This window comes from Vibrio sp. 779(2023) (assembly GCF_033344285.1).
Classification (GTDB): Bacteria; Pseudomonadota; Gammaproteobacteria; order Enterobacterales; family Vibrionaceae; genus Vibrio; species Vibrio alginolyticus.
In genome coordinates this window covers 1-1,392 of the sequence record NZ_JAWPOM010000105.1, presented here as the reverse complement: position 1 = coordinate 1,392, position 1,392 = coordinate 1, and the positions used below count along the sequence as shown (strand labels likewise).

The 1,392-nt window shown below is 39.9% G+C and carries 2 protein-coding genes; both read right to left on the bottom strand.

Features of this window, described 5'->3' with window-relative positions; genetic code table 11:
- Positions 1–80: 80 nt before the first annotated feature.
- Entirely contained in the window at positions 81–407 is a 327-nt protein-coding gene (locus R8O70_RS25290) for a hypothetical protein (protein WP_169608406.1), read from the bottom strand.
- On the bottom strand, positions 400–1,302 hold the full coding sequence (locus R8O70_RS25285; protein WP_169608408.1) for a hypothetical protein: 903 nt from the start codon (positions 1,300–1,302) through the stop codon (positions 400–402). The genes R8O70_RS25290 and R8O70_RS25285 overlap by 8 nt, the downstream gene beginning before the upstream one ends.
- Between the last annotated feature and the right edge of the window lie 90 nt (positions 1,303–1,392).

Below are 1,392 nucleotides of genomic sequence, written 5' to 3'. Positions count from 1 at the left end.
TGCCCCCTGACAACGAAGAACGGCTCCCGATTGGGAGCCGTTCTTACGTCTAAATCTGGGTTCGCACTAAACCATTTAAGTTAAATGAAAGCTTGATAGAGGTGATATATTGTAATTCCCACCATTACTACATTACTAATAGCAAGAATCAGTAAGTAATTGTTATATGAACTAATAATTTCGTTTATGTCATCAGTATCAATTTCACTACTAGTTCCGAAACGCATCATACCCTTACCTTTACAATAACGTCTCAGAGCAAGTCCTGAGAAAAAAAATGTTAATCCCCAGAAGCTTAAAAGATAGATAAATTCCGCAGAAAAAAAGAATAAACATATCCCTAAGCAAGATGCATTAATACCATCGGACACATTCACATACTTTTGCGTCTTAACCTTATCAATCACTACTTAAAACGCTCCCTGAAAAATAACTTACAACATTTTCTGAGGTATCTTTCACTCTCTTAGACACGCTAAGTAAATGTAGGCGATAGTAAGCCCCTCTACCCATTAAATAAGCCCAAAGAGGATCAAGGTTTTTATCTTTAAGTCCAGCGTAGGCTATATCTCCAAACACAACATATTCTAAAGGTTTGAGATATGGGTTAGCGATAAGAGCAACACCGATCACCTGCATCACATCCGAACGTTTATCTTGTGTTGCAGCCTCAATGTAATCCTGAAAAGCATCATCTTCCATGTCGATATTGGCATTTCTCATTAAGCATTCAGGCGTAGCGCAACTCGCTTTAAAACGCACATTAAACGATTCATCATTCACTACTAGATTGCGTCGATAACTGCCATCTTGAGAGAAATTATCAGCCTTTTCTGTCTGGCGTGATAACCGATTCTCTTCGACTTTTCTAAGCGCACCACCTCCCTCAATGAAACCATTTTTGACCTGATGAATAAGATCATATCCAGTCTCATAGGAAATATTGCCCCCGTTGTACCCTTTCAAGATAACATCGAACGCTTCGCTAAATTCTTTTACCGCTTGGCTGTGAACCGAAGTTTCCAGATCCAATGCGGGAAGAAAAATTAATAATTCTTCAATCGCCTTTTGAGCTTCGACCTCTAGCTGTCTCCTTTTTCGATTTCGTTCCCAACGGGCGTAATCTTCTTGGGTATACGTCAATTCAGCTTGACGCTCTCGACGTTGGCGGGCTGCTCGCTCTCTAACTGTTTCTTCTCGAGCTTGTGGTTTTCTTAATGATTCTTCTTCATGGAGTGGCTTATAGCCTCCGCCAGAAGAGCTCAAAGGTTTTTTCTTTCGATCTAAAAAATTGTGTGGCATCCGTTCACCTAACCTCAATTAACGTGATGACATCATAACCACTCTTAAAGGTGCGTAATATTGGTCATATGTTAAATAGGCAACTTCACT